The 9882-nt window shown below is 60.2% G+C and carries 7 protein-coding genes; 1 reads left to right on the top strand and 6 read right to left on the bottom strand.

Translation table 11 applies throughout. The annotated features are described in order from the left end of the window. Positions 1–14: 14 nt before the first annotated feature. The 5 genes from KQI84_05990 to KQI84_05970 all read right to left on the bottom strand — a co-directional run bounded on the left by KQI84_05990 (position 15) and on the right by KQI84_05970 (position 5035). Positions 15–1109 (bottom strand): deoxyhypusine synthase family protein, encoded by a 1095-nt coding sequence (locus tag KQI84_05990; GenBank protein ID MCB2154417.1) that lies wholly within the window; start codon positions 1107–1109, stop codon positions 15–17. A 108-nt stretch (positions 1110–1217) separates the two neighbouring features. After that, on the bottom strand, positions 1218–2561 hold the full coding sequence (locus tag KQI84_05985; protein MCB2154416.1) for a hypothetical protein: 1344 nt from the start codon (positions 2559–2561) through the stop codon (positions 1218–1220). Then, positions 2543–3694 (bottom strand): glycosyltransferase family 4 protein, encoded by a 1152-nt coding sequence (locus KQI84_05980; GenBank protein ID MCB2154415.1) that lies wholly within the window; start codon positions 3692–3694, stop codon positions 2543–2545. The genes KQI84_05985 and KQI84_05980 overlap by 19 nt, the downstream gene beginning before the upstream one ends. A 46-nt stretch (positions 3695–3740) precedes the next feature. Then, on the bottom strand, positions 3741–4715 hold the full coding sequence (locus KQI84_05975; GenBank protein ID MCB2154414.1) for a glycosyltransferase family 2 protein: 975 nt from the start codon (positions 4713–4715) through the stop codon (positions 3741–3743). Next, complete coding sequence (locus KQI84_05970; protein MCB2154413.1) at positions 4712–5035, bottom strand: tetratricopeptide repeat protein; 324 nt, start codon at positions 5033–5035, stop codon at positions 4712–4714. The genes KQI84_05975 and KQI84_05970 overlap by 4 nt, the downstream gene beginning before the upstream one ends. Before the next feature lie 242 nt (positions 5036–5277). Between KQI84_05970 and folE the strand changes: the two genes are divergently transcribed. Further along, complete coding sequence (folE, locus tag KQI84_05965; protein ID MCB2154412.1) at positions 5278–5898, top strand: GTP cyclohydrolase I FolE; 621 nt, start codon at positions 5278–5280, stop codon at positions 5896–5898. A gap of 4 nt (positions 5899–5902) precedes the next feature. On the opposite strand, the gene KQI84_05960 is transcribed toward folE, so the two are convergent. Next, positions 5903–9772, bottom strand: a complete 3870-nt coding sequence (locus KQI84_05960) for a carboxypeptidase regulatory-like domain-containing protein (GenBank protein MCB2154411.1) — start codon at positions 9770–9772, stop codon at positions 5903–5905. Positions 9773–9882: the final 110 nt, after the last annotated feature.

Genomic DNA, 9882 nt, shown 5'->3' with positions numbered 1-9882 from the left:
GCGACCCCTTCAGATCAAGTCGACTTCACTCGTCCCATGCGTTCCAGAACACCGCGCAGGAGGATCGGCCAGGCAATCGTTGCGTCGGAAAGCACCTCGGCAAATCGGCCGCCCTCTGCCGGCGGGATGAACTTGCCCCAGGAGATGCCTTCCGAGTAAGTGCAGCCGGACAGCCCGCCCCAGTGCACCGGCTCCGGACAAATACGGACGCCATACCGGAATCGGCACGGCTTGTAAGCCTGTCCCGTTTCATGTCGCTGCAGATAATCGATGAATGGACCGACTTGCTGTGCCCAGTTGCGCGGAACGCCACCGCCGATTGTGAAGATGCCGATACGCTCAGCATTCGATGCCAGATCCGTGTAATGGAACATGTCGACGAAGGGATCGAATCGCAGCGCCTTCGTCCCCTTCTCACGCGCGACGACATTGTACATGGCGACGTCGAGGCCCATTTCACTGTCCGTGAACGCCGGGATATAGATCGGGATGTTGTTCGTGTAGGCGGCCGGTAGAATCCCACGGCCAGGATAGTTCTCCAACAGGTATTTCCCGAACTGGCGGCAGATTGTGCTGCTGCCGACGGGTTGATCCGCCTCAAAGGAGGCCAGGACTTCCTTCGTGATCAACCCAAGATCGTCCAGATTCTTCTCGAGCTCCAGCGTATCGTAGACACGGCAGTAGCCCGCCTGAAAGAGCTCGGTGTCATTCATGCCGTGCTCGTACTTGAAGTGCGACATGCCGGCGCTTTCGACCAGCCCATGGCTCATCAATGCGCCAGTGGAAATGATCGCATCCACCAGACCCTGCTCGATCATCTCGACGACCAACAGGCTCATCTTCGCCATGGTCATCGCGCCGGAGAGCGTCATGATCACCTTGCATTTCGGGTCGGTGAACATCTCGTACATCACGTCCGCGGCTTCGCCCATGTTTCGACCGCCAAAGGCCGTCCGGCTCATCTCGCGCAGAAGATCGTCAACCGTCGATGTCTGCTGAACGTCCAGCGACTTCAATGGTTTCAGACCGTGGGAAAATCCATCGGAAAGCTGATCGGTGGAGCGAATCCCAGAGCAATCGTGGGGAGAGTGAGGGTGGTCTGGCTTCATCGATTCGGACACTTTGGGCAATTCCTCCGCAGAATTAGTCGGTCGAGCCGACGGAATCCCCTTCTACGGAAACCGGACCCGCGCCGCAATGGGTTTGCAGGGGTTGTTTCAGGGCGCGGCCAGTTCGGACAGCGTCCCGCACCGGGCCCCTTGGGACTTCGCCCATTCCGCCAGCCGGAAGGGTAGACTCTCCCACCCCGGCCAGAGACGGGGCTCAAGATTGTGGGGGTGCCAAAGGAGCACTGCCAGCCCGCCGACGGCCTGCGTGCGTTCGAGCAACATCACCGCCCGGCGGTAGGCTTCTTCCACATCAAGTTTGCGATGGTAACGCAACGTCACGTCCATTGCCTGGAAAGGCACTATCGTCAGCGGGAGCGGCTCGTTCGTCCACGCCTGAACCGGGAATGCAGTTCCGAGGCGAAACCCCTCGCGCCGTGGAAAGCCAGCGGTGGTGTCGAACCTGAAGCCCGCCGTCGCGAGATCCTCCAACTTCGGCTGGCGCAGGTAGTGCGCACGATAAGAACTGACCGCCCCCCCAACGAGCGACTTCAGAATGCTCCGCTGCTTCTCCAGAAACTTCGCGTCGCGGCCCGGGGCGGCGTAGCTCCCATGCAGTCCAACTTCGTGCCCGCGCGTCCGAAGTCGACGGAGCGCGCGGACCAGTTCCGGGCAATCCGAGAGCTTGTAGCTGTCAATCGGGGCTGCTCGGAACACCTGAGAGAAAAAGGTCGCCGGAATGCCGATCTCACCCAATCGATCGGCAATGGCGTCCAGGTTCTCGTGCGGATCGGATCGTAGGTGCGAGACGACAGCGAGGCCTTCGACAAGTCCCGAAAGACCTGCGAATGCGCCGCGCTCGCGAACGAGACGCCGTACCGAGCCGGCCAATCCGCCGTGGCGATACATGCCCGCCGAATCGATATCAAAGGTCAGCGCAAACGCCCAATCGGCACTCCCCCACCGTGGAAGCGAGGGGCACGCGCCTGCATCGATCAGCTTCCGACCGAGTGCCTGAGCAATTTCATCGACAATCGGCCGATCGATCAAATTCGCTTCATGAAGGAGACTGGCTTCCGCGGGAAAGCGTTCGTGATCATCGCGGCGCGGTTCGAGATCCTCCTCCCAGCGCTGCAGCAGGCCAAACGCGACCGCTGGCAGATCGTAACGAGCAATGGTGTGTCCCTCATTCTGCTCGAACAGGACTTCATCCAAGGCACCGACGCCAATCGCTCTAAGGAGCTTGCGCGTCTCCTCGCGCCAGGCGATTCGATCCTCGAACAACTGCCGATCGGGCAGGAAGGTGGGTGCGTCTTTCGACTCGCCACCGTAATGGAGCAACGGCGCCGCATCCGAGATGGCCCAATCCTGCAGGCGCGTCCGTTGCAGCAGGGCCATCACCGCGGCCGTTCGAATGTCGCGATTGTCGTGCGAGATTACGATGGGGGTACACATAGTTCTTCGAGTGCCACTTCACCCATTTCGGCGAGTTGTTCCGCTCTTTGTGTCCAACTCCAGAATTGTTCGATCTGATCGCGACTGGCTGCACCCATGCGAAGGCGGAGGTCTTCGTCGTCGATCAGGCGCCCAATGCGATCGGCAAGCGCATCGATATCGTCTTTCTCAACAAGGAAGCCATTGAGCTCCTCCTTGACGAGTTCTTCTGTGCCGGCCACGTGCGTTCCAACAACGGGAAGACCGGCAGACATCGCCTCGAGAACGACGTTGGGCATGCCTTCGTAGCGCGATGGAAAGACCAGGATATCGGCGTTCTGATAGTGCGCTGCCATGCGGCGACGCTCGACCCATCCGGGGAATTCGAACTTCCCTGTCAGGCCACATTCAGAGACCAGTGCTTCGATCTCTTCGCGCACGGGGCCTTCACCGATCAGGACGGCGCGCCACTTCAGGCCGGGGCGCTTCTCGGTGGCGGCTTTCACGGCGCGAACAAGCACATTGAGGCCCTTCTGATTCGTCATACGTCCCGCAAAGATGAATGTCAGGCAGTCGCGGCCCTTGCGATCTTCCGGTGGCGTGAATACGCGCGAGTCGACTCCATTGGCCAAGACGCCGATTTCCTTGCTGGGGAATGCTTGGGAGGCCATTCTGCGCAAGCCGGCGCTGTTCGCCGCCGCGACCTTGGCCTGGTTCACGATCGCACGATTCAACCACAGCGTGCGGGCGTGCATTTTGGCAAGGTCCTGGGGAAGGAAGCCCGGCACGTCACCGCCGCGAAACAGGACGATGTGCGGTACGCGCCACAAGATGGAGAGCGGAAGTGCCGGCATCCCGGAGGGAATCGAGTGGAAGCTGACGATCACGTCGGGCTTCGGCCCTCGCCTCAGCAGAAGATAGAAGAATGCCACAACCACGTAGGAGATCATCTCAAAGGGGCGGCACTGCCCAGCCATCTTGCGAATTGTGCGCAGACGACGAATGCGGAGTGACCGCTGCCGGTAGTCCTTCGGCAGACCTCGGAACCAGGAGGTTACGACCTCTACTTCATGCCCCAGCATCACCAGTTCGCGCGCCAGGTAGCGGGAGCCGGTGCCGCTGCCGCCGCCGATGGGAGGGAACTCGTAGTTCAAAAAAAGAAACTTCAGGGGCCTGTCTGGTTTCATCCTGGGCAAGGTCTCAGTTGATCCTCCGACGCTTGTGGGCGGAAGCCAGTTCGTCTTCCTCGAAGCCCACCTCTTCCCGCGTGAAGTACAACGGTCGCTGTTTGACTTCATCGAAAATGCGTCCGACATATTCTCCCAGAACGCCGAGCGTGATCAATTGCACGCCGCCGAAGAACAGAACCAGGATTGCCAGAGATGCCCAGCCGGCGACAGTGGAGTCTTGCACCCAGTCGACAAATACCTTGATGGCATAGAAGAACCCGAGCACAGCCGCTCCGAATCCGAGCCAGATGCCGGCCTGCAGCGGAATCGTGCTGAACGACGTGATGCCATCCATCGCAAACTTCAGCATTTTGCGCAGCGGGTACTTCGTCTCGCCCTTGTAGCGCGCGGGGCGATTGTAGGCGACGCCGATCTGCTTGAAACCCACCCACGAGAAGAGCCCGCGCAAGAAGCGGTTGCGCTCGCGCAGCGAAAGCACGCTGTCCAGCGCACGGCGGGAAATCAGTCGGAAGTCGCCGGTATCTACGGGGATCTCGATGTTTGTGGCAAACCGCAGCAAACGGTAGAAGACCGAAGCTGTGACCTTCTTGAAAATCGTCTCGCCATCACGGTGCTTCCTGACGGCATAGACGACATCGTAGCCTTCTTCGTAACGCTTCAGCATCCTGGGAAGCAACTCGGGTGGGTCCTGCAGGTCTGAATCCATCATGACGATCACTTCACCGCTGGCGTGATCGAGCCCGCACGTCAGGCAAATCTGGTGGCCGAAGTTCCGCGACAGGCTCACGCCCTTCACATGCGGATCGGCGGCAGACAGTTCTCGGATGATCTCCATCGAGCGATCGGAACTACCATCGTCTACCAAGACTATCTCGTACGGCTTCCCGACCTTGCCAAGCACCTTGGTCAGGCGCTTGTGGACGGCGGGAAGGTTCTCCTCTTCGTTGTAAACGGGAAGAACAGCGGAGATGTAGCATCCACTCATGATTTCTCGAGCCTTTTCAGTAGAACTTCCATCTCTTTGCCGGCCTGCAAGTCGCCGGTCTCCTGCGCGACGTCGATGCCAGACTGGTAGGCCTGTCGCGCCCCCGCATCGTCTCCCATGCGCCGATGGGAATCCCCGAGAAAGCGGTAGGCCGCCGTGTAGGTGGGTTTCAGGTCCACGCAGCGCTGCAACATCTGGGCGGCTTCCTCCCAACGTTCCGCGTCCATGTACTCCCGGCCAAGCAGGAAATGCGTCAGCGGATCATCGCTCTCGATCTCCAGCAGCGCCTCCAGGCGACGGATTTTCTCGTCCCGATCCATCCAGGACCTTTCAGGGGGGATTCTTGCCGCGATTCCTGATGTTCCCGAACGTTTGGCGCCCCCTCCCCATGGCGTCAAGGCAAGCCATTGGTCGCGATGGACTTATCCAACCCGACTGGAAGCGAATTCATTGCTTTACGTTCGCGGTCCAATCTGGCACAGTTCTCGTATCTCAACGCCCGAGCGGACGGCAGAATCACATATCCGCCCGATGGACATATTTGCAGAGAGCACAACCCATGATGACACCCAATCCTGCTGGAAAAGCATCCTACGTCGAGGAGTTCGATCAGGCCGGACCCGGCATCGGAATCAGTGAACTCGTGCGCGAGCAACTGATCCGTATCGGCGAGGATCCGGATCGCGAGGGCCTCGTCAAGACCCCGGATCGGGTGGACCGCTCGGTCGCCTTCCTGACAGCCGGCTATCGGATGGATGTCCAGGATATCGTCAACGGTGCGCTCTTCACCGAGGATTGCGACGACATGGTCGTCGTGCGCGACATCGAGTTCTACTCCATGTGCGAGCACCACATGTTGCCGTTCTTCGGCACCGCACATGTCGCCTATATTCCACGCGGGAAGGTCATCGGCCTCAGCAAAGTGCCGCGCCTTGTCGAGGTTTTCTCGCGCCGACTCCAGTTGCAGGAGCGCCTAACGCGCCAGGTCGCGGAATGTCTGACCGAGGTCCTGAACCCGCGAGGCGTCGCCGTCATCACCGAAGCGCAGCACCTGTGCATGATGATGCGCGGTGTCGAGAAGCAGCACAGCAGCACGATGTCTTCGACGATGCTGGGGTGCTTCCGCACGCACCAGGAGACGCGGCAGGAGTTGCTTTCCTTCCTGCGCAATACTCGGCAATAAGCTCCTATTCTTCCAGAGTCAGATCGTGCGCCGCATCGTTCTCTCCCGTGCGGAGAGAAATGATCTCCATTTGCTCGTGTCCCGTTTCAGAGCAAGCCGCCACGACCTCATACGTTCCGCCGCGCAACCCTTCGAAGCGATAGTAGCCGAGGTCGTCGGTGGTGGTGCTCCACTCCCACCAATTCTGCAAGGCGCTGCTGCCCGTCTGGGGAAAGCTGAGGCCGCGTACGCGCACACGGGCCCCGGGAATCGGCAGTCCGTCCGTGGCAGACAAGACGCGACCCGAGAGGCGCGCCGTTCCCGGCGACAGGATCACTGTCGCGGACGCCGCGCGCAATTCGAGGGCGCGGAACCAGTAGGCACGTTCGCCCGACGATGTAGTAGCTGCGGAGGTCACGAGGTAGGTCCCCTCCACAAGGTTCTCAATTAGGAAGGAATTGCCTCTCACTTCGCCCGCCCGTCGCGAACCGGTTACGGGCTGGCCGTCGGCCTCCAGCGGATACGCCGCCACTTCCGGCTGCAGGAGCATTCCGCCTCCCGAGGGATGCAGCGTGCCCCGAATCTCCGCGTCGGCAATGAGAGCGATCTCGAACTGCGTTTCCTTGTCCGAGGAAATCGTCTCGTGGAAACTCTTTGTGATCTGCAGGTCATGACTCTTGGCCGTGATCGTAATGATGATTCCGCCTGGTTCGAGCCCCTGCATCTGAATGCGTCCCGCCGCATTGGTGTTGGCAGAACGTTCGCCCTCCCCTTCTGAACTGCGAACCCGTACGTTGGCCCCAACGATCGGCTCGTCCTGATCGTTAATTACACGCCCAACCAGGCGCCCGCCAGGATCCATCTCGATGGTTCCCGCATCGGTTTCCTCGCCGCTCTTCACATGAATCAGCTTCTTCTCTGTGGCCAGATATTCCGCGTGAGAGATCTCAAGATTGTAGATGCCCGGTTCGAGCGGGGCGATTCGCGCCTTTCCCTCTGCGTTGGTCGATGCCGATCCGCCGTCGGGCACCACGCGAACGGTTGCGCGGGCGATGGGCTCACCACCATCTGAAGAAACAACGCGTGCCGCGATCGCACCGCCGGAGTCCATCAGCGTCCGCCCGATATCGCGTGTGCCAGGCGAGTACACCATCACCTCCTCAACCTCGACAGGCAGATAGTTCGATGCCGTGAAGTAGACTTGGTATTCGCCGGGAGGGATGCTGGGAAACTCGAAACGCCCTTCGCCGTCGGAGAAGCTCTTTGAGGCTTTGAATGTTGCCTGGCGCCCGTCGCGGAATTCGTAGCGTCCCTGGATACGAACGTTGACGCCCTTGATCGAATTCAATGTCCCGCCATCGAGGACGGTTCCTGTGATACAGCCATTGAAGGGTACCTGGATCGGCGGTGCTTCAGAATCTGAAGGAACACCCGAGACAACGCGACGCACGGTGTGTTTGCCGGCACTCGTGTCACGTGTCGCACGCACGTCCAGTGTAAACGTCCCCGCACCGATACCGGTGATCTCGAAGTAGCCTTCCTGGTTGATCTTGCTGGAGCCACTGCCTCGCGCCCCCGATTCGCCACGCACCATGACCTTACCTTCGGTGATCAACTCGCCGCCGTCATCCTCAACATATCCCCAAATGCGATGACCTTGCTCCAATTGGATGACAGCATCGGCAGAGAGTCCCGCCTCCACATTGACGGAAGTCCCGCCGCCGACGTAACCGGATTTGCCTGCGCTGATTGAGACTCGCCCCGGGGGGATCTGATCGAAGAGCACAGTGCCCTGCGGTCCAGTCTTTGAAGTCCATTCGTCGGGGCGTTTGTCTCCAGGGAATTCCCCGTGGTTCAGGTTCACATTCGCTTCGGCCACGCCGTTCCCGAATTCATCCTCCACGCGGACTGCGATGGGACTTCCTGCCCGGAGGAAAATCACGGTCTCAGCAGTCGGCAGCATGTCGGACAGGATGATGCGATCGCTCTTGCCCTTTGCCCATCCGGACAGCCATGCGCTCGCCTGCACTTCGACCTGATTGTCGACGGGAATCCCAGTGATCTTGAAGGAACCGTCCGCCGCAGAGAGCGCCGTGAGTTTGTCGGTCTTGATTGTCTTCTTTGCACCCGGTGCGTTGAAGAGTTGCACGACAGCTCCGCCGAGCGAACCGCCCAAGGTATCCGTCACTTGACCCGTGATCGTCCCCCCACGACTGAGCAACAACGTCACCGGCTCGACGACTGCGCCTGGGACAAGCCGCACGTCCGCCGTGGCCTCAGGGTTGGGGCTCGCGAGATAGCCGTCCGCGGTAGCCTCTAGTGAATAGTAGCCGAATGGCAGATTCTCTACATTGAACGAGCCAAACTCGTCTGTCGTCACTTCGGATTTCGAACGTGTCAGAAATCCCGCTCCGGCCTGGCTTTGCAGCGTGACACGAGCCCCGGCGATTCGCTCTCCAGTGAAGTCCTCCACAACAGTGCCGGAGATCGTCTTGCCTTCATAGACCACGAAGTCAATCTTCCCGGTATCGTTCGGAATCTTGACGTTCACTCCGAGGCGAGGCTCGGAGGTCAGCTTCTCATCCTGAATGCGAACGTCGTACTTCCCTGACGGGAGATGGCCGATCCTGTAAGTTCCATCGGCCCCGGAACGCGCAAGTCGTGCGATCGAGAAAGCTCCGTCGGCTGACCGAAGACTGACTGCGATTCCCTCCATCGGGCTAGCCGAGGTGAAGTCCGTGATGGTGCCGGTGATCGCTCCCCCAGCGCCGAGAACGATCACGACCTCTAATCGACCGGCGGGGACTTCGATCGGCCCCGTCGGGGCGAGATTCGCCGCCTTAGCCGTAAGTTCGTAGGTCCTGCCACCCCGCAGACCGGACAGGAGGAAGGCTCCGTCGGGCTGCGTCGTGGCTTCGTGTTTTGTCTTCTTGTCGCTTGGATCGACCGCGGTGACCACGGCGCCCTCCACTGGGGTCCCTTCTTGAGTCCGCACGGTGCCACCTATGCTGGAAGATGGCGCCAGAACCAGTTCGATACTCAAGTCGCCGTCGGCTTCAAGGTTCAACTCCTCCCGCTCTGTGACAAATCCCTCGAACGAGGCAGACACAATGTTCACCCCGGGCGCCGTGCGCTCGATCGTGAATGCGCCGTTCTTGTCCGTGGTTGCAGAACGATAGGGCATGTCGAAGCTGACGACTTTGCCACTGTCCTCGCGAATCGAAAGCAGTCGCTTTGCCAACTGCACATCGACGTCCTTGAGGGCCTGGCCACCCGGCGTCTTCACCGTACCCTTCAGAGTGAGGGCGGCTTCCATCACGACTTCGATGGAGCCGGTGTATGCATTCGACTTCACGTGCACGCCGGTCTTTGTGCCGAGCGAGAAGCCGGGATGCTCCGCCACGACGGTCCATGGGCCGGGAGGGACGGAGTCGAATCGAAAGACGCCGTTCTCTCCGGATAGCATTTCCAGTTTCGGCGCTTCGACGCCGTCTTCGATGAGCTTCTCGAAACGCAACTTCACTTCGGCGCCGGTCAGAGGAGAGCCTTCATCGTCCAGCACCCAACCACCCAGCCCCCCCGGGGGACTTGCCATGGCGATCTCGATGGGCTCGGAAGTCCGTTCGTCCTCCTCCTCAGGCTCGGGAGTCGGGGCAGGAGTCGGAATTGGAGTCGGCGACGGAACCTCCACAACTTCGAGGGACGGAGTCGTGCTGGAACTCGTCGCATGCACGCTGGAGTCCAATTCGATGAGGTCTGGATCGAGAGACCGTGCCCCGTGGATCTCGGCAACCTCTTCCTCGGTGCGAGCCTGCCAAATGACCAGCGCCGCCAGTGACAAAACCGCCACGGCGACGACGAGCCGAATCCAGGGAGTTTCTGACTTGGAATGCATGGGAACGCGCTCGGACAGAGGACCAACCGGCACGCATCTAATCACACGCTGCGAAGAGGCTCAAGGACACTTGCTGGTCCAAATGGGACGAACTTAAAGGCAATCGGGCC

This window comes from bacterium, assembly GCA_020444065.1.
In the GTDB taxonomy this organism is placed as follows: Bacteria; Sumerlaeota; Sumerlaeia; order SLMS01; family JAHLLQ01; genus JAHLLQ01.
The sequence above is the reverse complement of the archived record's forward strand: the minus strand, read 5'-3'. Positions and strand labels throughout refer to the sequence as shown.

Bases quoted from the DNA above. Each gene is read 5' to 3' on its own strand.
- KQI84_05990 (MCB2154417.1), bottom strand. From the start codon at position 1,109: ATGAAGCCAGACCACCCTCACTCTCCCCACGATTGCTCTGGGATTCGC.
- KQI84_05985 (MCB2154416.1), bottom strand. From the start codon at position 2,561: ATGTGTACCCCCATCGTAATCTCGCACGACAATCGCGACATTCGAACG.
- KQI84_05975 (MCB2154414.1), bottom strand. From the start codon at position 4,715: ATGAGTGGATGCTACATCTCCGCTGTTCTTCCCGTTTACAACGAAGAG.
- KQI84_05970 (MCB2154413.1), bottom strand. From the start codon at position 5,035: ATGGATCGGGACGAGAAAATCCGTCGCCTGGAGGCGCTGCTGGAGATC.
- folE (MCB2154412.1), top strand. From the start codon at position 5,278: ATGACACCCAATCCTGCTGGAAAAGCATCCTACGTCGAGGAGTTCGAT.
- KQI84_05960 (MCB2154411.1), bottom strand. From the start codon at position 9,772: ATGCATTCCAAGTCAGAAACTCCCTGGATTCGGCTCGTCGTCGCCGTG.